Origin of the sequence: Bifidobacterium sp. MSTE12 (genome assembly GCF_000513015.1) — a bacterium.
GTDB lineage: Bacteria > Actinomycetota > Actinomycetes > Actinomycetales > Bifidobacteriaceae > Bifidobacterium > Bifidobacterium dentium.
Genome location: NZ_AZYA01000011.1, coordinates 62,194 through 81,663 on the forward strand (window position 1 = coordinate 62,194; position 19,470 = coordinate 81,663).

Genomic DNA, 19,470 nt, shown 5'->3' on the forward strand with positions numbered 1-19,470 from the left:
CACTGAAAAGGAGACAAGGTGAGCAACCTAAGTGCACCCCTGCCCGTTATGGCCGGCGAAGACATGCCGGCAGGGCCCACCGATCCGATTTTCAATCGTCTGCTGAAGGACCGCATCATCTGGATGGGTGAGGAAGTCAAGGACGATATGGCCAATCGCATCTGCGCACAGATGCTGATGCTGGCCGCAGAGGACCCGAAGAAGGACATCTGGCTGTATATCAACTCCCCGGGTGGTTCCATCACCGCAGGCATGGCCATCTACGACACCATGCAGCTCATTGAGCCCGATGTGGCGACCGTGGGCTTGGGCATGTGCGCGTCCATGGGGCAGTTCCTGCTGAGCTCCGGCACCAAGGGCAAGCGATTCCTGACGTCGCACGCCCGCGTGCTGATGCATCAGCCGTCCGGTGGCATCGGTGGCACCGCCACTGACGTGCGCATCAACGCCGAACTCATCATGGACATGAAGAAGACCATGAGCGAGCTGATCGCCGAGCAGACCGGCCACACCGTCGAGGAGATTTACCGCGACAACGAATACGACCACTGGTTCACCGCGCAGGAGGCGTTGGAGTACGGCTTCGTAGATAAGCTCGTTTCCACGCACGACACGATGAGCGCCACCAAGGGAGAGTGATTATGGCAAGCGAAGAAGCACAGTTCGTAGCCCGCGCCGAGCATCTTGCCGGCCCGACCGGCGTGGTTGGCTTTCAGACGCGCGTCGCACGCGAGGCCGCATTCGCCCCGCAAGACCGTTATGTGCTGCCACAGTTCGAAGAGAAGACTCCATACGGCTTCAAGAGGCAGGACCCGTACACCCGCCTGTTCGAAGATCGCATCATCTTCATGGGCGTGCAGGTGGATGACACCTCCGCCGACGACATCATGGCCCAGTTGCTGGTGTTGGAAAGCCAGGATCCGAATCGTGACGTGATGATGTACATCAACTCTCCGGGTGGTTCGATGACGGCCATGACCGCCATCTACGACACCATGCAGTACATCAAACCGGACGTGCAGACCGTGTGCCTGGGCCAGGCGGCCTCCGCGGCGGCCATCCTGCTGGCCGCCGGTACCAAGGGCAAGCGGCTGATGCTGCCGAACGCCCGCGTGCTCATCCATCAGCCGGCCATCGACCAAGGTTTCGGCAAGGCTACGGAAATCGAAATCCAAGCCAAGGAAATGCTACGCATGCGCGAATGGCTGGAAGACACGTTGGCCAAGCATACCGGGCAGGACGTGGAGAAGATCCGTAAGGATATCGAGGTTGACACCTTCCTGACCGCGGCCGAAGCCAAAGCATACGGCATCGTGGACGAAGTGCTCGAGCATCGTTCCTGACGGTTCGTATCGGTCCGAGCATATCTTCACAAATCAATGCCCCTGCACCCAACCGGCAGGGGTATTGTGTTTTCTCAACACAAGGATTTCGAAAAGGGGTGCGAATGGGACGTGTGGTCGACTACAACGACGCAGCGCCAAGATGCACGTTCTGCGGCAAGTCCGAGAATCAGGTACGCAAGCTGGTCACCGGTTCGGGTGCGGCCATCTGCGACGAATGCATCGAACTGTGCGTGGACATCATCTCCGAGGAACGTGTCAAAGACGCTCAGATCAATACGTTGCAGTTGCCCAAGCCGGCGCAGATCAGTGCCTACCTCGACGGTTATGTGGTAGGGCAGGAGGCGGCCAAACGCACGCTGTCGGTGGCCGTATACAACCATTACAAGCGTGTCAACATGGAGATGCGCGAATCTGCCGAGTTGGCTGATTCCGCCACGCGGCGCAATCAGTCCGATCCTTTGGCTGACGTGCAGGTAGCCAAGTCGAACATCCTGCTGCTGGGACCGACCGGCGTGGGTAAAACCTATCTGGCGCAAACGCTGGCGAAAGTGATGAACGTACCGTTCGTCATCGCCGACGCCACCACGCTCACTGAAGCCGGCTATGTGGGAGACGACGTGGAGACGGTGTTGCAGCGCCTCATCCAGGCTGCGGACGGTGACGTGGCGCGTGCACAGCAAGGCATCGTCTATATCGACGAAATCGACAAGATCGCGCGCAAAAGCGGCGAGAACACCTCGATCACCCGCGACGTATCGGGTGAAGGCGTGCAGCAGGCGTTGCTCAAGATTCTGGAAGGCACCATGGCGTCGGTGCCGATGGAAGGCACACGCAAGCACCGCGAACAGGAAACCGTGCAGATCGACACCCGCGACATCCTGTTCATCTGCGGTGGCGCCTTCGTAGGGCTGGACGATATCGTGGCGCAGCGTCTTGGTGCCAGGGAAAGCGGTTTCGGTGCGGCTTGGCATGACCATGAGGTACCCAAACGTGAGTTGCTGGCGCAGGCCAGCGCCGACGATCTGGCCGATTTCGGTCTGCTTCCCGAATTCATCGGGCGTCTACCGGTGGTGAGCGTGCTGGAGGAGCTTACCGAAGACGACCTGGCCCGCATCCTCACCCAGCCCGAAAATGCGCTGGTCAAGCAATATCAGAAGCTGTTCGCCGTGGATGGTGTGAAGCTCACGTTCACCGAGGAAGCGGTGCGGCAGATCGCGGCCACGTCGATTCGTCGCGGCACCGGCGCCCGAGGACTGCGTTCCATCATCGAAAAGACCTTGGAAGGTACGATGTTCCAATTGCCTAGTCTGGACGATGTGTCGGAAGTGATCGTGGACGCCGCCTCGGTGCATGGCACCGGCACTCCGAAATTTCTGCGCACCCCGACTCAAGAGATTCCTCGGCGTAAAGCGGCCTGAACCCTGTGAATCGCAGCGACACGCCGAAATTTTGACTCAAGGGTGTTTGGGTGTATCTTATTCGAGTTGCCAAAAACAAGCAACGTTGCGCGAGTAGCCCAGCGGATTAGAGCAGCTGACTACGGATCAGCAGGTCGCAGGTTCGAATCCTGTCTCGCGCACCAGCCGCCGATCATCAGGCGGCGCAAACAAATGAGATGATGTTGCGCGAGTAGCCCAGCGGATTAGAGCAGCTGACTACGGATCAGCAGGTCGCAGGTTCGAATCCTGTCTCGCGCACAAGGACCTCCTTCGCGAATGCGTTGGAGGCTTTCTTTTTTCTCAGAGGTATGCTCACAGTCAACGCCAAGGGTGTTCGGTACACTGGTGTACGGCATTTTTACGTACGATTTGGCCATATTGAGAACGCAGACAAGGAGCATAATGACCGCAGAAAAGCAAGGACTTTGGGTGACCATACGGCGCATCGCCGCCTCCGACCGCATATCCGGCCTGATCATGCTCGGTTTCGCCCTTGCCGGTCTGCTGCTCGCCAACCTGCCATTCACGGCGCACGCCTTCGAACAACTTGAGGAATTCCGTATAGCGATTCCGCGCACCAACATCGACATGGGACTCGGACATTGGGTGCAGGATGGTTTGCTGACCGTATTCTTTCTGACGGTCGGTCTTGAGCTCAAACAAGAACTTACCACGGGATCGCTGTCCAATCCGAAGGCCGCGGCCGTGCCGATGCTGTGTGCGGTGGGAGGCATGCTCGTTCCGCCGGTACTGTTCATCGCGGTCATCGCGTTGTTCGCGCATTTCGGCCCTGGCGGAGCGGGGGAGCTGGTCATCGCTTCCGGCACCGATTTTTCCTTCGGTGAGATGTCTCATGGGTGGGCGGTGCCCACCGCCACCGACATCGCATTCTCGCTGGCCGTGCTTGCCCTGTTCGCCAAGGCGCTGCCAGGTTCCATCCGTGCATTCCTGATGACTCTCGCCACGGTGGACGATCTGTTGGCCATCATTCTGATCGCCGTGTTCTTCTCGTCGGTAAACGCTTGGTACTGGTTCATCGGCATCGCCGCATGCGCGGTCGCCTGGTATTTTCTGGTGCGTATGCAGAAGGTGCCGTGGCTTGCCGTGGCCATCGTAGGCATCCTTGCATGGGTCATGATGTTTGAAGCGGGCATTCACCCCACACTTGCCGGTGTGTTGGTGGGACTGCTCACCCCGGCCCGTGAACGATTTGGCGAGAAAAGCCCACGTGCGGAACGGTATGCGGATAAGCTGCAGCCGTTCTCCGCACTGTTGGCCTTGCCGATCTTCGCCCTATTCGCCACCGGCGTGCATTTCGAATCGTTGACTTGGGCGCTGTTCGTCTCACCGGTGGTAATCGCCGTGATAGTGGCTCTTGTGGTGGGCAAGCCCTTGGGCATTATGATCACCGCATGGCTGTCCACGCATCTGGCCGGCCTTAGGATGGCCAAAGGGCTTCGTGTGCGTGACATGTTTCCGGCGGCATGCGCGTGCGGCATCGGATTCACCGTATCGTTCCTCATCGCCTCATTGGCATATCAGGATGCCGAACTGTCGGCGGAAAGCCGTTTTGGCGTACTGATCGCCTCATTGATCGCGGCGGTGATCTCAGGCATTCTGTTGAGTCGTCAGTCCAAGCGCTTTGAGGCCGCACAACGGCAGTCTTCCGAAACGGACGACCGGTATGCCGATGACGGCACCGATGATGAGGTTGAAACCGTGCTCGAAGACGGCACCATTGCCGTCAGCCAGATGATTGGCACGCGGAACGAGACGAAGTGATACGCGGCGCCCGTTGCCGGGCGCCGACACGGTGTCATCGTTTGACGGCTACAAGAAGACCGGTGCCGGTAGGGGTGAGCGTGGTGACGAAACGTTCGTCGGATTCCACGGTTTCCAGCAGTGTACGCATGGCCACGGATTTGGCGTCCCTGTTGGCGGGATTCAGTACGCCACCCGCGGATTCGGCCGATTCGAAAGCCAGCATGTCGGTGAAGACGATGACACCATGGGATTTGAGCAGGCGGGGCGCCTGTTCAAAGGAAGCGTCATAGTTACCTGGATCGCCGGCAACGACAATCAGATCGTAGGTTTCGGCATTCAACCGCGGCAGAAACACTCCCGCCGGCGCGTTCACCGCACGAAGCGTGGTCTGAATCTCATCGGATAGGTGATTGAACAAAGTACGGATGAGCGCAATGCCTTGGGAGGAGGAATCGACGGCGGTCAGTTGGCCACCGTTTTCCAAACCGTTGACCAGCTGTAATGTCTCCACTACGGAACCGGTGCCGACGGCGATTACCGATGAGGCGCCAATCATATGCACCAGTACGCGCAACAGCTCGGCCTGAGCGGCGGACCCCTGCGCGATACCAGTCTCCTCGGCACGTGTGCGCACCGCATTCAGCTCGACGGACTGGCGTGAGAACGCATGATCCTCAACAAACTCCCAGGCTTTGGCGAGATTGGTGTACGACGTTCTATCCATGACTTTCAGCGTTCCTTGATTTGGGCGATCAGCTGCCAGATTTCCTCACCGACGTCAATGCCACGTGGGCATTCACGGCTACAGGCGCGCACCGACTGGCATGCTGCGATGCCGTCGGCCGAATCGATGGCATCCATACGCGCAGAGGCCTGTGTATCTCGTGAATCGTTGATGAAACGGGAGGCGGTGATGAGTGCGGCCGGACCGATGAAGGCTTCGCCGCCGGCATATACCGGGCAGCTACCCTCACAGGTACCACACGCAATGCAGTTGCTCAGCTGTTCGTATTTGGCGAGTTGTTCGGGGCGTTGCAGATATTCGAACGCATCGATCTTACCTTCGGCGGTGGTGGCCAGCTCACCGTTCGCCTGCAGATATGGCTTGAGCCTTCTGATCTGGTCAAGCATCTGATCGATGTCGGCGATCAGGTCGCGCTGTACCGGAAAGCCCGGCAATGGTGCCAACTCGATGACGCCGAGACTGCCGGAATCATCGGCGGCACCGTCTTCGACCGCCACGGCATCTCCCGTATGGCGGAAACCTTCGTCATCAACCATGGAGCTATTCGGCTGCTTGGCCCAGTCCTTGATGGTCGCAGTGCACAACAGGGTGGGGGTGCCGTTGATGGCCACGGCGTCGGATCCGCACATGCCATGGCCGCAGGAGTAGCGGAAGGCGAGCGTCGGGTCGATGGTGCGTTTGATGCTCAGCAGGCAATCAAGCACCGTATCTTCCGGGCGTGCATTCAACGTATAGTCCTGCACCCACTGTTTGCCGCGAGGACGGCGCCGCGACGATGCGCCCGAGTCGCCGAAGGGTGAGCTTTTCTTCGCGAACGGGCTGCCGCCACGACCGCGGTCGCGATCCGGGCGCGGAGCGAACCGATTCACGCGCAATGTCACCGTGCTCACGCCGTTTCCCATATCGCTCATGTACCCGCCTTTCCGATGAAAACCGTCAACCAGTTTGCCATATGCTGTGCCCAGAAACACTAATATTCACGGGTTTTTGGCGGCATGTCCACAATATGCACGGGCTGCCAGGAGACCTGACCGTCCGCATCGACCATGGAATGGGCGAGGAAATGCTCGTCGTCGCGTTCAGGGAAGTCGAGGCGCTTCAGGGAGCCTCGGGATTCATGGCGTGCATCGGAGGCCTTCAGTACGGCTTCGCCCAGCTCGATGAGATGACGCACCTCCCAGATGGCGGTAATCTCCTGATTGAAGGTCGGTGCATCGGAATGCGCGTGCAACCGTTCGGCCCGTGGCTCAAGCTCGTCATGCAGTACGGTGAGCGCCCGCTCAATGCCGTCCTCGTCGCAACGTACGGCGACGGCGCGCTCCATCACCGATCCCAGATCGGCCATCAGCTGATATGGATTGTCCCGGCCTGCTTCGTCATCTTCCGGTGCCGTCACCAGCAGATCCTTAATCTCGGCGGTACGTGCGGAGGCCGTTCGCTCCACGACGTCGACTCCGGCATCTTCCATCGGTTCCTCAGCCATCGGATCATTCACCGGATCATTGACGATGCGTGCCGCCATCGCCTGACCGGAACGGGTGCCGAACAGGCAGGCGTCCAGCAGGGAGTTACCTCCCAGTCGGTTCGCGCCATGCACGGATACGCAGGAACATTCGCCGGCGGCGAACAGTCCCGCGACCGTATGACGTTCGTCATCGTGCCAGCGGTAGACCTCGCCATCGGTACTTACGGGCATGCCGCCCATCGTGTAATGCGCGGTCGGCTTGACCGGTACGTAGTGCACGGTCGGATCGAGGTCGGCGTACTTCTCAATGGTCTCGACCACCTGAGGCAGTACCTCGTGCATGTGCCGGGCTTCGATGCCGGTCATATCGAGCCATACGCAATCCTTCGGGCCTTCCGGATCCTTCGGATCAGCGACTCCTCGCCCCGCGTCGATTTCGGCCATGATGGAGCGGCTTACCACATCGCGGGCGGCCAGATCGGCATGCCCTGGCGCGTAACGTTCCATGAAAGCCTCGCCATCGGCATTGCGCAGCACGCCGCCTTCGGCACGAGCCGCTTCGGACAGCAGAATGCCCGTATGCGCGAGCCCGGTCGGATGGAACTGCACGAATTCGGCGTCCTCAAGCTGCAGCCCGGCAGTCAACGCCAATGCCATGCCATCGCCTGTCAGATCCCAGGAATTCGAGGTGGTGTGGAACAACCGTCCCGCACCACCGGTGGCGATAAGCACATTGCGTGCATGAATGGCATGCGCCACACCCTTATGCGTGTCGAACGCCACCACGCCTTCGACCTTCGAACCGTCCTGTGAGACGACCAGGTCGGTCACATACCATTCCTCGGCGAATTCGATGCCTTCGGCCACGCACTGCTGCCACAGCGAGAACAGGATCTGGTGGCCGATGCGGTCGGCCGCATAGGCGGCACGACGGACGGGTGCCTTACCGAAATCCTTGGTATGGCCTCCGAAACGACGCTGGGCGATATGGCCGTCCTCGGTACGGGAGAATGCCACGCCGGCATGTTCGAGCGCGATGACGGTGGCGGGGGCCTCTTGGGCGAGCAGACTGGCGGCATCCTGATCCACCAGCCAATCGCCGCCCTTGACGGTGTCGAAATAATGCCAGTGCCAGTCATCTTTCTCGACATTGCCCAGGCTGGCGGCGATGCCGCCCTCGGCTGAACCGGTGTGCGAACGCAACGGCTGGAGTTTGGAAACCACTAGGATGTTCGGGTCGATGCCTCTGGCCTTCAGGTCGCGCATCTGTTCGCTGCGCAGCATTCCCAACGCCGCCGACAGGCCCGCCGCGCCGGCTCCTACGATTACCGCATCATACAGATCTTCAACATGCTTCGGACTCATACCAACGATTCTCGCACAAGGTACGACGAAACGGCAGAGCCCTCGTGTGGATCGCGACCTTACGCACCGCCGGATGCGATGGCGATCCGCCCCGCCTCCATGGTGATGATGCCGGAAAGCTCCAATGCGCCAAGCTCCTGCATGATCGCCGCGATGGAGTATTCGTCCGGATGCGATTCGTTCAGCATGTCGAGGATGCCGTCGGCCGACACGGTGCCGTAACGGCTGCGGCATACGCGAATGGCATGCAGGATGTCGTTGCCGGCCGTGTTCGTGCCATCGTCTTCCTTGCAGTGGTCCGGGTCGTCGGATGGCGGGAGGTCTTCGGTTTTCGACGATGCGGTGATATGCGGCCGATGTGCCTCATGGCACAGTTCGCCGATGTCGCTCAGCGAGCAGACGATTGACGCCTTGCCGTCCTGAATGAGCCGGTTGCATCCGGTGTTGTGGGGCATGGTGACGTCTCCGGGAACGGCGTAGAGTTCGCGATTGAGCTCGCCGGCCCATCCGGCGGTGTTCAGGGCTCCTGACCTGGCTCGTGCCTGCGCCACGATCACCGTTGACGACAATGCGGCGATGAGTCGGTTACGTAGGAGAAAACGTCGTGCCTCCGGAATGGTCGCAGGGCATAGTTCGGAAACCAAGGCGCCTTTGCCGTCGACGATGCGTTCGAACAGCCGCGCGTTGCTCTTCGGGCCGATGTGGTTGAGCCCTCCGGCGAAAACCGCCACGGTTCTGCCGCTGATGCCGGCACCGACCTCATCCATGGCGGCCAACGCTCCCCAGTGGGCGGCGGCATCCGTGCCCAATGCGCCACCGGACACGACCGTATGTCCGGCTCGGGCCGCTTGACGGGCGAGTTCGAACGCGCACTGGCGACCATAATCGCTGACACCCCGCGAGCCGACTATGCCCACCGGTTTGGGGCAGGAGACCAGTGCTTCAGGGTCGCCACGCCCCCATAGGCATAGTGGGGCGGCCCAGTCGGTACGCAACGACAGATCGGCGAGTTGGGATGGCCAATAGGGATGGTGAGGGGCGATGATCCACTGCGTGCCCGCGGCCGTGAACCAGCATTCCAGCTGCTGAGGGTCGTGTGAGGGCAGCGTGGCCAGACGCTGTTGCCATAACGCGAGCGAACCATGGAATGAGGACATGCCGCGAGCGTTGATGGTGCGTCCCCACCGGGTGATGCCGTTGATGAAGGCCGCGTCCAATGCTTTGCAGGCTGCGGTGACTACCCCTTCGTGTTTGCCGGGACCGCAGTCGGCGATCAGTTGCAGAGCGCTGGTGGCGCTGCCCGTACCCTTCAGCAGCGCATACATCATGGCGTCCGCACTGTCCAGGCAGTACGTCAGTACGGCCCTTGCCAAAGTCTCCTCGTCGACTGGATGGAGCGTCTCATTCATGACAACCTCGTTCGCATGGAGATTCCCTGCATCATTTCCGTGGGCCCGGGGGAGGATTTGCCGGCCAGATCGGCGAGTGTCCAGGCGAGGCGCATGGCCCGGTCCGCCCCGCGTAGGCTGAGCCGCTCGCTTGCCAGAGCTCGATTGACCAATGCGATGGCCTTATGTGAGGTATTGGCGCGCAACCACGTGCCGGTGGCTTGCGCGTTGCAGGACCATCCGTATTCGCGGAAGCGTTCCTGGGCCATCTGTCGGGCCACCATGACCCGCAGTCGGATTGTGTGGCTGGATTCGCCGGTCTGTCGGCTTCCCGAATCGATGCGGTCGACCGGCAGCACTTCGACTTGAATGTCGATACGGTCGAGAATCGGACCGGAAAGACGGCTAAAGTATTTGATGCGGTCCTTCTCTTTGCAGGCGCAACGTTCGCCATTGCCATAGGAAAAACCGCAGGGGCATGGGTTGGCGGCCATGATGAGCTGGAATCGGGCCGGGTAGTAGGTGGTGCCTTTCGAACGCGAGATCGCCACGTAGCCCGACTCCAACGGTTCGCGCAGCGTCTGCAATGCGCGTGCGGAAAATTCCGGGGCCTCATCCATGAACAGGATGCCACGATGCGCCCTGGTGATGGCACCTGGTTGGGCCAATCCCGTTCCTCCACCTACCAAGGATGCCATGGAAGCGGTATGGTGCGGCGCTTCGAATGGCGGAACATCAGTGATGCCATAGCTGGGCAGCGTGCCGCAGAGCGAACGGATCGAGGCGATCTCCAGTTGCTCCGTCTCATTCAACGGGCTCATGATGCCGGGCATGCGAGAGGCAAGCATGGTCTTGCCGGTGCCGGGAGGGCCGGTCATGAGCAGATGGTGGCCTCCGGCCGCCGCGACTTCCAAAGCCCATTTGGTCGATTCCTGGCCGACAACTTCGCACATGTCTCCGGGCGCAGAGCATTGGGTGACGTCCATACCGGTTCCGATATCGCGCTGGGTGTCCGGTATATGGTATGTGGCATGGCCTCCCATCAGTTCGATGAGTTCGCCCACATGGCGTACGCCGATCACGTCGATGTCGTCGATGAGCCGGGCCTCGTCGATGTTGGCGTGGGGTACGATGACCTGCCGTATGCCCTGTTCCCGCGCATGCAGCATGATCGGTAGCAGGCCGTTGACGGGAAGTACGGTGCCGTCGAGATTGACTTCGCCCAATACGATGGTGTCAGCCAAGCAATCATGCCCGATGGTGCCGGATGCACTGAGTACGCTTGCCGCGATGGCCAGATCATGCGAGGATCCTTTTTTCGGCATGGAGGCGGGGGAGAGATTTACCGTGACACGGGTTTCGGGCCATTTGAAGCCGCTGGCCTGACATGCTGACTTGACCCGTTCCCTCGCCTCGGAAAGTGAGGTGTCGGGCAGTCCGATGATGGAAAAATACGGTAGGCCGGGGGATATGAAGGCCTGAATCTGGATGATGAAGGCCTTCAGTCCGATCAGACCGACTGACAATGCGCTGCCGATGGCCATCAGAACGCTCCTTCGATATGATGCACCAGCGGTCTGCCTGCGCGTACGATGACGGTGATGACGTCGAAGCGCACCCCATTATGGGGAACGCGGTGACTGGGTTCCATCAGCCATTGCACCGCCGCATGTCGCAGGTTGATCTGCTTGGAAGCGGTGACCGCCTCCTGCGGGGTGCCATAGCGAAGGGTGCGTCTGGTCTTGACTTCGACGAACGTGATGCAACCCGCTTCGCTGCGGGCCACGATGTCGAGTTCGCCATAACGGCAATGCCAGTTACGGTCGAGAATGCGCCAGCCGCGGCACTGAAGCCATGCGGCAGCGTATTGTTCGCCGAGCGCGCCGATCTGGCGGGTGGATAGCGTGCCGTCGTGCAGCCGCTGTGCAAGAGAATCAAGGGGTTGCTCCGATGGCGGCGTCGCGACCGGAAGCTCGGGTGTGATGTTGCCGTTCATGATTCAAGTGGAACAGAGACGGATGTCCCGAGGCAAGGCCGAATGGCGAATGTGGATAAGTCGAACGTCTTCGGGCGTGTTGTGGATTGCCGGTGGATGGCGATCATCAATCCACAACAATCCACAACACGCCCGAACCATGAGGGAGCATCGCGGAAGGACTAACGGCGCACGAGTCCCGTCAGCTCTCCCAGATTCAATTCGAAGCTGACGCCACGTTCGTCGTGGTGCGGCTGATATTGTGTGCTTTCCATGGCGTGACGTACGAATTCGCCGGCGATATACGCGGATTCACCCAGAGACCTGCCGGCCATCACAGCCCCGCACAGGGCCGAGGCGAACGCATCACCGGTGCCATGCGTCATGAACGGAAGCTTGTCGTGTGCCAGTTCCTGCTTGCCCGAGGCTCCCGATATCGCGGACGCGACATAGTTGCGAATCTTGCCGTCGTTTCGATCGATTCCCTTGAGCACTACGTTTTTCGCGCCACGTAACAGCAGTGCGTCGATGATGTCGTTCACCTGGGCATCCGAAATGTTCTGTCCGGGATATGCGCGGTCCGTCAGCAGGGAGGCCTCGGTCAGATTCGGCATCAGCACATCCGCGCCGTCGACCAGCGAACCCATCGCCTCGCACAGTTCGGGCGTGTAGGTGGCATAGATCTGCCCGCCGTCGCCCATCACCGGGTCCACCAATCGCAAGGCGTGCGGATATTCGTCATACAGACGCCTGATGATCGCGACCTGATCCGCGGAACCGAGGAAGCCGGAGTAGACGCCGTCCAACTCGACGTTCTCCTTGCGCCATGCATCCAGATAGCCGTCCAGGATCTCGGTCGTATCGTGGAACGTGAAGACCGTATAGCGCGTATGCGCGGAAAACAACGCCGTCGGCACCGGGCACACGTCGCAACCGGCCGCCGACAGAATCGGAATGGCCGCCGTCAGCGAACATTTGCCATAGCCACACATGTCATGCACTGCGGCCACACGCGGAATGTACTGTGGGTCACGGTCGTACAGAATCTCGTCGCTCATATCGAAACCTCTTCCGTCGGTCATATCTGTTGAACGACTTTAGCCGGTGCGTTGACCTTGGGAGGAAACCGTTTTCGACGCCACGGATTCGATTCGCCCCGACATCGGCGTGTCGTCGGCCTGTGCAGAAGGTTTTCGAGGTGAACGGCAAGGTGGGAAGCCAATGATTCCAACGCTTTATAAAGGGGTATAGGTAAGCGCGATAACGTTCGGCTTGCGCCGGGCTTCACCCCCGGTTTATTGTCGCTAGCAACACCCGACCAACCGCCAAGCGCACGGCAGGGCGGAAGGTCGAATATCAGGCACGAATCCATCCGAAGGAGACCACCATGGCAAACGAGAACTACCGTTTTGAGACGTTGCAGCTGCATGTCGGACAGGAGCAGGCCGACCCGGCCACCGACTCCCGCGCGGTGCCGATCTACCAGACCACCAGCTACGTCTTCCATAACTTCGATCACGCCGAGGCCCGCTTCGGTCTGGCTGACCCGGGCAACATCTACGGCCGTCTGACCAACTCCACCCAGGGTGTGTTCGAGGATCGCATCGCCGCCCTCGAAGGCGGTACCGCCGGCCTGGCGGTCGCTTCCGGCGCCGCCGCCGTGGAGTATGCCGTGCGTAACATCACCCAGAGCGGCGACCACATCGTGGCGGCCAAGAACATCTATGGCGGCACCTTCAACCTGCTGCGTCACACCCTGCCGCGCGACGGCATCACCACCACCTTCGTCTCCGCCGAGAACCCGCAGGAGTTCGAGGATGCCATCCAGGAGAACACCAAGCTCGTCTATTTCGAGACCTTCGGCAACCCGAACGCCGACCTGCCGGACTTCGAAGCCATCACCGCCATCGCCCATAAGCACCATCTGCCGGTGATCGTCGACAACACCTTCGCCACGCCTTATCTGTTCCGTCCGCTGGAGCACGGCGCGGACGTCGTGGTGGAGTCGGCCACCAAGTTCATCGGCGGCCATGGCACCACCCTCGGCGGCGTCATCGTGGAAGGCGGCAACTTCAACTGGGCCGAGGTGCCGGGCAAGTTCCCGACTCTGACCGAGCCGGATCCGTCCTACCACGGCCTGAACTTCTACGAGGCTCTCGGCGGTGCGGCGTTCGTGACCCGTGTGCGTGCCATTCTGCTGCGTGACACCGGTGCCACCCTGTCCCCGTTCGCGGCCTTCCTGCTGCTGCAGGGCACTGAGACCCTGTCCCTGCGCGTCGAGCGCCATGTCGAGAACGCCCTGAAGGTCATCGACTACCTGAAGACCGTTCCGGAGGTCGAATCCATCTCCCATCCGTCCATCGAAGGCCGCAAGGATAACGATCTGTACAAGCGGTACTTCCCGAACGGCGGCGGCTCCATCTTCACCTTCGACATCAAGGGCGGCAAGGATGCGGCACGCGTGTTCATCGACAACCTGCACCTGTTCAGCCTGCTGGCCAACGTGGCCGACGCCAAGAGCCTGGTGATCCATCCGGCCTCCACCACGCACTCCCAGGAGACCCTTGAGGAGCTCGAGGACCAGGGCATTCACCAGGGCACCATCCGCCTGTCCATCGGCATCGAGAACATCGACGACATTCTCGATGATCTGAAGGGCGGCTTCGAGGCCCTGCGTGCCTCCGGCCTGGCCGAGTGACCGACCTGCGGGACCTAGCGAAGGGGTGGTTCCGCATGCGACCGTAAGGTCGTAGGATGGGGGTCCCGTGCTTCCTGCGAAGCGCGGGACCCTTCATGTTGCCCGTATGTCGTCGGTAAAACGGATGTGATGGTTTGTAGCATGGATGGTATATCATCTCGATTGTCACGAAAAACAATATCGATTTTTTATCTTTTGAATAAAAAAACTAGAATTCATTTCAAAATATATGATATTGATTGAGATATTGACGATTTGTTAAAGTGAGAAAGAAGGTATCCATGGCCACTGGAATCAAGAAGACGCTGCGGGCCAACATCATTCCGCTCATCGCCATCATGACGGCCGTTACCACCGTGCTGACCATGTTCGTGAAGATCCCGACCCCGACCCGTGGCTATCTGAACCTGTCCGACACCATGATCTTCTTCAGCGCCTATGCGTTCGGTCCATGGGTCGGCGGCATCGTCGGCGGTCTCGGTCCGGCGTTGTCCGATCTGATTTCCGGATATCCGCAATGGGCCATCTTCACGTTCGTCATCGATGGTCTGCAGGCGGTCATCGCAGGGTTGATCATCAGGGAGTTCAAGCCATTCAACATCATCGCCGGTTCCTTGGTGGCCGGAGTGTGGAAGGTGTTCGGCTACTTCATCGCAGGGGGCATCCTGTCCGGCTTCGGTCCGGCGCTTGGGGAGATTTTGGGAAACTCCTTCCAGATGGTGGTTGGCCTGATTGTGGGACTGGCGCTGTTTTCCGCCGTTCGCAAAGCGTATCCGCCGTTGGCGCGAATGGGCAATCTCGGCATCAAGACCAGTGAGTGAGTGATACATTATTCTGAGAAAGATGTCAGACCCGTGGGATTCACCGTTGAATGGGGGAGCCCACGGGTTTTGCTTGTCGGAATCTGAACGAAGCGTGTCAATAGGAGCATGGGGTGAGTGGCATGATCACGGTTCGCGACCTAGGGTGGAAGTATGCGCCGTTAACGGACGGGGGTAAGGCCGTCGAGAGTCTGAGGCATATCGACTTCGATGTTCCATCCGGCTCGTTCGTAGGCGTCATCGGCCCGACGGGAGCCGGAAAATCCACGTTGTGCATGGCGTTGGCCGGCATCATCCCCAATCTTGCCGATGGCACGATGAGCGGCACCGTCGTGGTCAACGGCATGAACACCGCCCGATACTCGGTCTCGCAGCTTTCCCAACACGTCGGATACGTGCAGCAGGATCCGGAATCCCAACTGTTCTGCGCCTCCGTAGAGGATGAGATCGCCTTCCCCTTGGAAAACCGAGGCATTGACCCCGAAACCATGGACCGTCGCATCGATGACATGCTTGAACTGGTCGGCATGACCGGTTACCGCAAGCGCGTGCCTATCAGCCTGTCGGGCGGGCAGATGCAGCGTGTGGCCATCGCCGCGGCTCTGGCGGCCGAACCCGACGTGCTGATTCTCGATGAACCGACCGCCGCGCTCGATCCGGAGGGCAAGCAGGAGGTGTTCGACGCGCTCGAGCGCATTCGCCGAACCCGTCAGCTGACCGTGGTCATGGCCGAACAGGATACCGAACATATCGCACGCTGGGCCGATCAGGTGCTGTTTCTGGTCAATGGCGAACTCGTGCGCAACGGCGACGCGCGCATGTTCACCCGTGAACGCGCCATGCTTGAATCCGCAGGCGTCGAAGTGGCGGCCGACCCATTGCCGAGAATCGTTGCGATGCCGGAAGCGGCCGCCGGCGAACCCGTCATCGCCATGGAGCATGTGACGCATCGTTATACGGAAGGAGGCAACGCTTCCGCAGCGCTTGACGACGTGAGCGTCCGCATCATGCCCGGCTCCTTCGTCGGACTCATCGGCCGAAACGGTTCCGGCAAGACCACGTTGGCCAAGCATCTCAACGGTCTGCTCAAACCTGACCGCGGCACCATCACGGTGGATGGGCTTGACGTGGCGAAGCACAGCGTAGGCGAAATGGCGGCACATGTCGGCTTCGTGTTCCAGAATCCCGACCACCAGATCTTCTGCTCCAGCACGCGCGAAGAGATCTCGTTCGGTCCTACGGCACTCGGATTGGACGGTGGAACCGTATTCAGGCGGGTGGATGAGATGATGACGCTGTTCGACCTGCACCGCTATGAGGAGGTGTCGCCGGCCACGCTTGGCTACGGTGAACGACGCGCGGTGGCATTGGCTTCCGTACTGGCCATGCGCACGCCGATTCTGGTGTTGGACGAGCCAACGGCAGGCCTCGATCACAGGCTTTCGCAGCGTTTCCTTGGCGCAATCAAACGGTTGAACGAGCAGGGCACCACCATAGTGATGATTAGCCACGATATGCGTGCCGTCTACCGATACTGCTCCCATGTGCTGCAGTTGCAGGATGGCCATGTCGTGCAGTTCGGTCCGATAGACAAAACCGGATCGGCGCAGCATCCGCAAGCCGACCAGCACGAACGGCATGAACCGATCACAAATACGCATGGACTCAGAAAGATCTCCAAACATCACAACAAGACAGGGAGGAAGCGCTGATGGACGCCGATCTGTATGTTCCCGGCGACGGTTGGCTGCATCGTGCCGACCCGCGCGTGAAATTCCTCATATCCGTAGCCATGCTGTTACTGTGCCTGGTCTGGCGCAACTGGATGTTCATCGCCGCGATTCTCGTCATCGAGCACATCATGCTCATCACCGACCATGTGCCTGCGGAACGTATCGCCTGGGTGTGGAAGATCCTTGCCCTAATCATCGTGCTCATCGTTGTGCTATGGCCGATTTTCGACACTTCCGGCACACATGTGCTGTGGCGCTGGGGGTGGTTGAGGCTCACCCAGGAGAACCTGCTCATGGCCGCGGTGATGGGCCTGCGCATCCCGGCACTCGGCTTCGCCTGCTTCATCACGCTGTTCACCACCGACCAGCCCAAATTCATCCGTGGGCTTGTCTCATTGGGAGTGCCATACAAGGCGGGCCTCACCCTTGCCACCGCGCTACGGTACATTCCGGTGTTTTTCTCCATCTTCCAGTCGGTCTCGGCCGCACAGCGCGCCCGAGGGCTCGACCTTAGCGGCAAGGTCACCGCGACCGGCAGGAAACGCAATGCGGTCGTACGCATCGTCGACCGCTTCACATCATATCTGCCGATCATCATCGCCGTACTCATCCGTGCCTACAAGATGAGCCAAAGCGTGGGCTGGGCCATGGAATCGCGCGGTCTCAACCTTACGGGAGTCAGGCGCACCTATCGTGTAAAACTGCATATGTGTGTGCAGGATTGGGTAATGTTGCTCATCACCGTGGCTGCGATCGTATGCAGTGTATGGTTAATGATATGGCTCTAATGGGGGTATGCGATGATGCAGGAAATCAACCGTATGGCAATCAGCGCCCGTGATCTCAAAGTGGTTTCGGCCCTGCAATGCAACGGACGCATGACCATGCAGGCGCTCGCCGACAAGGTGGGCATTTCCGTGTACGCGGCCACGGAAAGCTACCGGCGTTTGACCGAATCGAATATCATGACCATCGTTCCGGTGGCTAACCCGTTAAGTTTGGCCAACTACTGCCAGATATTGGTGGGGTTGCGCGTCAACGGTCATCGCGATGAGGCATTGGCCGCACTGAAATCGTTGCCGCAGGTCACCTACGTGGTCTGTGCGCTGGGCGATGCCGACATCATCGCCGAGGCGGTGGTGTATTCGGCCGAAGGCATGGACCGCTTCCTGAAGCATGAGCTGCGTTCCCTGCCGGGGTTGACGCGCATCCAGGTATTCTCCTGCGGACGACTGGTGCTTGACGACCATAATGTCAGTGTGGTCAACCGTCTTCTGGCGGCGCAGGGGGAGCGCGGTTTCATGACGAAACGCGAGGCGAGCGTCGGCACCGATATACCGGTGCATCGTCTGGATGCACGCTTCGTGCACACCTTCAATCAGTTGCAGAAGGATGGCAGGGCCAGCTATGCGGCGTTGGGGGAGAGCCTCGGCGTGACGCATACCGCCATTCGCGGGCGTATCAAGAAACTGGAGGATTCCGGGGTGATGCGCATCATGGCCACCGTCAGTCCCATGCGACTCGGCGGATTCCGCCAGGCGTTCCTCGGCATCGGCATCAAGCCCCCGTATCGTCTCGATGCCGAACAGCTGCTCGACATCGACGAGGTCACCTACGCGATGAGCGGAGTCGGACTGAACGGAGCCGACTATCTTATCGAGATCATCGCCGATGACGATGAGGATCTGTGGCGTGTGGTCGACGAATCCATCCGTTCCCTGCCGGGCGTCGAGCAGACCTGGTGGGCATCCACGGTCAGTGTGGAGAAGGAATCCTACTGGTTGGAGCCGCCGCGGGAGGGCGTGTTGCTGGATGACTGACCGTACCCCTAGAGGTCATCATACTCAAGGATGAGATGAAAAGTCAGACCGGCGCATGATGTCGGGAAACGTCATCGTTCCCTACCTTTGGAGATATGTCCGAGGAAAGGAACAATGACATGGATATCAGGGACGTACTGCAAACCAACGATACGGCCATCGAGGCCGTGGACCTCGTCAAGGATTACGGCCGTGGCGAAAACGTCGTGCATGCGCTGCGCGACGTGAACGTACGCTTCGAGCGTGGCAGGTTCACCGCGATCATGGGGCCGTCCGGCTCCGGCAAATCCACGTTGATGCATACGCTGGCGGGGTTGGATTCGGCCACCGGCGGCCACATCGTGTTCGATGGCGACGATCTGACGCGATTGAACGACAATCAGCTCACCCTGTTGCGTCGTCATAAGATCGGATTCATCTTCCAAAGCTTCAACCTGCTGCCGATGTTCACCGCGGAACAGAACATCCTCATGCCGCTTACCTTGGCCGGTGAGAAGCCGGACCGGCAATGGCTGGCCCTGCTGGTCGAGACACTCGGATTGAAGGAACGTCTGCATCACCGGCCGAACGAATTGTCGGGTGGTCAGCAGCAGCGCGTTGCCATCGCGCGCGCCCTGATCACCAAGCCGCAGCTGGTGTTCGCCGATGAGCCGACCGGCAATCTCGACTCCATATCCAGTGCTGAGGTATTGAGCTTCCTGAAACGTTCCGTCAACGAGCTCGGACAGACCATCATCATGGTTACGCATGACCCCGTCGCGGCCTCCTATGCCGACCGCGCCATCGTGTTCGCGGATGGTCGCATCGTGGCCGATGTCGACGATCCGACCGCCGACCAGATGAGTGATCTGCTGATGAAGGAACGAGAGCTTTCCACGCGGAACGCGTCCAATGCACGTCACGCCGGCTGA

17 protein-coding genes and 2 tRNA genes are annotated in these 19,470 nt (G+C 60.0%); 12 read left to right on the forward strand and 7 right to left on the reverse strand.

The features are described from left to right. Nucleotides 1–18 precede the first annotated feature (18 nt). The 6 genes from HMPREF1494_RS03190 (at nucleotide 19) to nhaA (ending at nucleotide 4,567) form a co-directional block, all read left to right on the forward strand. Nucleotides 19–639: an ATP-dependent Clp protease proteolytic subunit gene (locus HMPREF1494_RS03190; protein WP_129879411.1), complete on the forward strand. Its 621-nt coding sequence runs from the start codon at nucleotides 19–21 to the stop codon at nucleotides 637–639. Nucleotides 640–641: 2 nt separating this feature from the next. After that, nucleotides 642–1,343 carry an ATP-dependent Clp protease proteolytic subunit gene (locus HMPREF1494_RS03195; RefSeq protein WP_034519493.1) on the forward strand — a complete coding sequence of 234 codons (702 nt, stop codon included), beginning with the start codon at nucleotides 642–644 and terminating at the stop codon, nucleotides 1,341–1,343. Nucleotides 1,344–1,447: 104 nt separating this feature from the next. Next, the gene (gene clpX, locus HMPREF1494_RS03200; protein WP_034519495.1) at nucleotides 1,448–2,764 is read left to right on the forward strand and encodes an ATP-dependent Clp protease ATP-binding subunit ClpX; all 1,317 of its coding nucleotides are present in this window, start codon (nucleotides 1,448–1,450) and stop codon (nucleotides 2,762–2,764) included. A gap of 87 nt (nucleotides 2,765–2,851) precedes the next feature. Further along, nucleotides 2,852–2,928: transfer RNA gene (locus HMPREF1494_RS03205), tRNA-Arg, on the forward strand. A 41-nt stretch (nucleotides 2,929–2,969) separates the two neighbouring features. Further along, a tRNA-Arg gene (locus tag HMPREF1494_RS03210) sits at nucleotides 2,970–3,043 on the forward strand. 144 nt (nucleotides 3,044–3,187) lie between these two features. Continuing rightward, entirely contained in the window at nucleotides 3,188–4,567 is a 1,380-nt protein-coding gene (gene nhaA / locus HMPREF1494_RS03215) for a Na+/H+ antiporter NhaA (RefSeq protein WP_034519498.1), read from the forward strand. 34 nt (nucleotides 4,568–4,601) lie between these two features. Here nhaA and HMPREF1494_RS03220 read toward each other — a convergent pair whose 3' ends face one another. The 7 genes from HMPREF1494_RS03220 to HMPREF1494_RS03250 all read right to left on the reverse strand — a co-directional run bounded on the left by HMPREF1494_RS03220 (nucleotide 4,602) and on the right by HMPREF1494_RS03250 (nucleotide 12,545). Beyond that, complete coding sequence (locus tag HMPREF1494_RS03220) at nucleotides 4,602–5,273, reverse strand: O-methyltransferase (protein WP_034519502.1); 672 nt, start codon at nucleotides 5,271–5,273, stop codon at nucleotides 4,602–4,604. A 5-nt stretch (nucleotides 5,274–5,278) separates the two neighbouring features. Then, nucleotides 5,279–6,205: a succinate dehydrogenase/fumarate reductase iron-sulfur subunit gene (locus HMPREF1494_RS03225; protein WP_034519506.1), complete on the reverse strand. Its 927-nt coding sequence runs from the start codon at nucleotides 6,203–6,205 to the stop codon at nucleotides 5,279–5,281. A 59-nt stretch (nucleotides 6,206–6,264) separates the two neighbouring features. Further along, on the reverse strand, nucleotides 6,265–8,124 hold the full coding sequence (locus HMPREF1494_RS03230; protein ID WP_003840734.1) for an FAD-binding protein: 1,860 nt from the start codon (nucleotides 8,122–8,124) through the stop codon (nucleotides 6,265–6,267). A 59-nt stretch (nucleotides 8,125–8,183) separates the two neighbouring features. Beyond that, the gene (locus HMPREF1494_RS03235) at nucleotides 8,184–9,533 is read right to left on the reverse strand and encodes a DNA-processing protein DprA (RefSeq protein WP_034519509.1); all 1,350 of its coding nucleotides are present in this window, start codon (nucleotides 9,531–9,533) and stop codon (nucleotides 8,184–8,186) included. Continuing rightward, entirely contained in the window at nucleotides 9,530–11,056 is a 1,527-nt protein-coding gene (locus tag HMPREF1494_RS03240) for a YifB family Mg chelatase-like AAA ATPase (protein ID WP_003842387.1), read from the reverse strand. The genes HMPREF1494_RS03235 and HMPREF1494_RS03240 overlap by 4 nt, the downstream gene beginning before the upstream one ends. Next, entirely contained in the window at nucleotides 11,056–11,508 is a 453-nt protein-coding gene (locus HMPREF1494_RS03245) for a YraN family protein (RefSeq protein ID WP_003840731.1), read from the reverse strand. The genes HMPREF1494_RS03240 and HMPREF1494_RS03245 overlap by 1 nt, the downstream gene beginning before the upstream one ends. Before the next feature lie 161 nt (nucleotides 11,509–11,669). Next, complete coding sequence (locus tag HMPREF1494_RS03250; protein WP_012902044.1) at nucleotides 11,670–12,545, reverse strand: bifunctional hydroxymethylpyrimidine kinase/phosphomethylpyrimidine kinase; 876 nt, start codon at nucleotides 12,543–12,545, stop codon at nucleotides 11,670–11,672. Between the two features lie 329 nt (nucleotides 12,546–12,874). Here HMPREF1494_RS03250 and HMPREF1494_RS03255 point away from each other — a divergent pair, with 329 nt between their 5' ends. The 6 genes from HMPREF1494_RS03255 (at nucleotide 12,875) to HMPREF1494_RS03280 (ending at nucleotide 19,470) form a co-directional block, all read left to right on the forward strand. After that, the gene (locus tag HMPREF1494_RS03255; protein WP_003840723.1) at nucleotides 12,875–14,185 is read left to right on the forward strand and encodes an O-acetylhomoserine aminocarboxypropyltransferase/cysteine synthase family protein; all 1,311 of its coding nucleotides are present in this window, start codon (nucleotides 12,875–12,877) and stop codon (nucleotides 14,183–14,185) included. A 281-nt stretch (nucleotides 14,186–14,466) separates the two neighbouring features. Further along, on the forward strand, nucleotides 14,467–15,006 hold the full coding sequence (locus tag HMPREF1494_RS03260) for an ECF transporter S component (protein ID WP_003840721.1): 540 nt from the start codon (nucleotides 14,467–14,469) through the stop codon (nucleotides 15,004–15,006). Nucleotides 15,007–15,128: 122 nt separating this feature from the next. Next, entirely contained in the window at nucleotides 15,129–16,718 is a 1,590-nt protein-coding gene (locus HMPREF1494_RS03265) for an ABC transporter ATP-binding protein (RefSeq protein WP_034519513.1), read from the forward strand. Beyond that, nucleotides 16,718–17,527 (forward strand): energy-coupling factor transporter transmembrane component T family protein, encoded by an 810-nt coding sequence (locus tag HMPREF1494_RS03270; protein WP_034519517.1) that lies wholly within the window; start codon nucleotides 16,718–16,720, stop codon nucleotides 17,525–17,527. The genes HMPREF1494_RS03265 and HMPREF1494_RS03270 overlap by 1 nt, the downstream gene beginning before the upstream one ends. A gap of 12 nt (nucleotides 17,528–17,539) precedes the next feature. Beyond that, nucleotides 17,540–18,559 carry an Lrp/AsnC family transcriptional regulator gene (locus tag HMPREF1494_RS03275; protein ID WP_034519520.1) on the forward strand — a complete coding sequence of 340 codons (1,020 nt, stop codon included), beginning with the start codon at nucleotides 17,540–17,542 and terminating at the stop codon, nucleotides 18,557–18,559. Nucleotides 18,560–18,678: 119 nt separating this feature from the next. After that, nucleotides 18,679–19,470 (forward strand): ABC transporter ATP-binding protein, encoded by a 792-nt coding sequence (locus tag HMPREF1494_RS03280; protein WP_012902048.1) that lies wholly within the window; start codon nucleotides 18,679–18,681, stop codon nucleotides 19,468–19,470.

What these genes read in the sequence shown, in the direction of transcription:
- HMPREF1494_RS03280 (WP_012902048.1), top strand. Translation starts at nt 18,679, where the DNA reads ATGGATATCAGGGACGTACTGCAAACCAACGATACGGCCATCGAGGCC.
- HMPREF1494_RS03225 (WP_034519506.1), bottom strand. Translation starts at nt 6,205, where the DNA reads ATGAGCGATATGGGAAACGGCGTGAGCACGGTGACATTGCGCGTGAAT.
- HMPREF1494_RS03250 (WP_012902044.1), bottom strand. Translation starts at nt 12,545, where the DNA reads ATGAGCGACGAGATTCTGTACGACCGTGACCCACAGTACATTCCGCGT.
- HMPREF1494_RS03275 (WP_034519520.1), top strand. Translation starts at nt 17,540, where the DNA reads ATGATGCAGGAAATCAACCGTATGGCAATCAGCGCCCGTGATCTCAAA.
- HMPREF1494_RS03255 (WP_003840723.1), top strand. Translation starts at nt 12,875, where the DNA reads ATGGCAAACGAGAACTACCGTTTTGAGACGTTGCAGCTGCATGTCGGA.
- HMPREF1494_RS03220 (WP_034519502.1), bottom strand. Translation starts at nt 5,273, where the DNA reads ATGGATAGAACGTCGTACACCAATCTCGCCAAAGCCTGGGAGTTTGTT.
- HMPREF1494_RS03270 (WP_034519517.1), top strand. Translation starts at nt 16,718, where the DNA reads ATGGACGCCGATCTGTATGTTCCCGGCGACGGTTGGCTGCATCGTGCC.
- HMPREF1494_RS03265 (WP_034519513.1), top strand. Translation starts at nt 15,129, where the DNA reads ATGATCACGGTTCGCGACCTAGGGTGGAAGTATGCGCCGTTAACGGAC.
- HMPREF1494_RS03245 (WP_003840731.1), bottom strand. Translation starts at nt 11,508, where the DNA reads ATGAACGGCAACATCACACCCGAGCTTCCGGTCGCGACGCCGCCATCG.
- nhaA (WP_034519498.1), top strand. Translation starts at nt 3,188, where the DNA reads ATGACCGCAGAAAAGCAAGGACTTTGGGTGACCATACGGCGCATCGCC.
- HMPREF1494_RS03235 (WP_034519509.1), bottom strand. Translation starts at nt 9,533, where the DNA reads ATGAATGAGACGCTCCATCCAGTCGACGAGGAGACTTTGGCAAGGGCC.
- HMPREF1494_RS03260 (WP_003840721.1), top strand. Translation starts at nt 14,467, where the DNA reads ATGGCCACTGGAATCAAGAAGACGCTGCGGGCCAACATCATTCCGCTC.
- HMPREF1494_RS03230 (WP_003840734.1), bottom strand. Translation starts at nt 8,124, where the DNA reads ATGAGTCCGAAGCATGTTGAAGATCTGTATGATGCGGTAATCGTAGGA.
- HMPREF1494_RS03195 (WP_034519493.1), top strand. Translation starts at nt 642, where the DNA reads ATGGCAAGCGAAGAAGCACAGTTCGTAGCCCGCGCCGAGCATCTTGCC.
- HMPREF1494_RS03240 (WP_003842387.1), bottom strand. Translation starts at nt 11,056, where the DNA reads ATGGCCATCGGCAGCGCATTGTCAGTCGGTCTGATCGGACTGAAGGCC.
- clpX (WP_034519495.1), top strand. Translation starts at nt 1,448, where the DNA reads ATGGGACGTGTGGTCGACTACAACGACGCAGCGCCAAGATGCACGTTC.